1 protein-coding gene is annotated in these 1,924 nt (G+C 52.2%); it reads left to right on the top strand.

Annotation, left to right across the window (positions count from 1 at the left end; all coding sequences use genetic code 11):
* Positions 1-280: 280 nt before the first annotated feature.
* Positions 281-1,840 carry an IS1182 family transposase gene (locus ACFQZG_RS27520; RefSeq protein ID WP_378157949.1) on the top strand — a complete coding sequence of 520 codons (1,560 nt, stop codon included), beginning with the start codon at positions 281-283 and terminating at the stop codon, positions 1,838-1,840.
* Positions 1,841-1,924 lie beyond the last annotated feature (84 nt).

Genomic DNA, 1,924 nt, shown 5'->3' with positions numbered 1-1,924 from the left:
GAAGGGGCTGTCCCAAAAGTCATTATTTAAATGACTAAGGGACAGTCCCTGTTTTTTCGATGTTAGTGTGGTCGGACATCTATCTCCTTACGCTGCCGTTACGGTCGTGAAATTTGAATGGGAACCCCGGTAATCGGGGATTTCACGACCGTAAGAAGCAGCCGCTTCGCTCTCCAGGAGATAGATGTCCTTCTTTTTTCATCGAAGTAAAGCAAAAAGAAATCGTTCCTTGGTAAAATGGAAGTGTCGAGCAACCATTCATACCAAAGGAGCGATTTCTTTGTACATCCAATATACCATGGACCAACTCTGCCTGCCAATGGACCTCGAGGAAGATATCCCTCAAAACCACCTCGTCCGCGTCGTGAACTCGGCGGTTAACCGTTTGGACGACAGTATCTTTGCCTCCGCTTACCCTGGCGGTGGCAGAGATAGCTACCATCCCAAAATGCTGACCAAAGTGCTCATCTACGCCTACACGCAGCGCATCTACACTTCTCGCCAAATCGCCAAGGCTGTCCGCGAGAACGTCATGTTCATGTGGATCGCCGGCAGACAACGGCCGGACTTCCGCACCATTAACCGCTTTCGCTCCGAGCGGATGAAACCCGTTCTGGAGTCGGTATTCACGGCTGTTCTTCAGTTTCTTGTAGACGAGAAGTATGTGAAGTTGGAGCATTACTTCGTCGACGGCACCAAAATCGAGGCCAATGCCAATCGCTACACATTCGTCTGGGGAAGGGCGGTCGTGAAGCAGCAGGAGAAGCTACAAGAGAAGGTTCAGACCTTGTTCGCCGCCATCGACGCGTCCGAGCGTGAGGAAGAACGCGCACATGCTGGAGAAGATCTCGCAGAGTTAGGTGAAGCCACGCAGGTGACGAGCGAGAAGCTGGCGAAGGCTATTGCCAATCTCGAGGCCAAGCTGAAAGAAAACCCGAAGGACAAACCCCTTAAGAAGACCGTACGCATGCTTCGCAAAGACCTCTTGCCTCGTCTGCAGAAGTACGAAGCGCAGCGGAAGATTCTCGGCGAGCGCAACAGCTTCAGCAAGACAGATCCGGACGCGACGTTCATGCGAATGAAAGAAGATCATATGCGCAATGGGCAGCTCAAGCCCGGCTACAACGTGCAGATCGGAACGGAAGAGCAGTTCATCGTCGGCTACAGCCTGCATCAGCGCCCTACCGACACCCGTTGCTTAAAACCGCACTTAGAGAAGGTAAAGAAGGCGCTCGGGAAGCTGCCGGGAACGGTCATCGCGGATGCTGGATACGGCGGCGAAGAGAACTATGCCTACCTCGAGAGTGAAAATCTCGAGGCTGTGGTCAAGTACGGAACGTATCACAAAGAGAAATCAAAGGCGTGGCAAAGAGACATCAGTAAGATCGACAACTGGCAGTACGACGAAGCCGAAGACAGCTGGACATGCGCTTCTGGTCGAAAGCTCGTCTTTCGCTACGAAAGCACGGAGAAGACGGATAGCGGGTTCGAAGTTCGCAAGCGGCATTACAGGAGCCTAAGTTGCGAGGGATGCCCGCTCAAGTCTATATGTACAAAGTCCGCAGGGAATCGGGAAGTCAGCGTCAGTATGAGGTACATGCGTTACAAAGAGCAGGTGCGAGAGAAACTCCGAAGCGAGGAAGGATACGCGTTAGCGATTAGACGAATGATTGAACCGGAGAGCGTGTTCGGACAAATGAAGAACAACCGGGGATTCCGGAGATTTCTGCTTCGCGGTTTGCCGAAGGTGAGCCTGGAAGTCGGTTGGCTTTCACTTGCCCATAATTTGCTTAAGAAGGCGTCCATAGACCGAAAACGTGAACAGGAGGCACAAGGATAATCCCTTGTACCTCCTGTTTTTGTCCATCTAGACGCGATGTGAACCGTTTTTTACTGTGAGCGAGTCCTTTTGGGACAGCCCCTT

Source organism: Cohnella sp. GCM10027633 (genome assembly GCF_042675445.1).
Classification (GTDB): Bacteria; Bacillota; Bacilli; order Paenibacillales; family Paenibacillaceae; genus Cohnella.
This window is presented reverse-complemented; position numbering and strand designations above follow the sequence as displayed.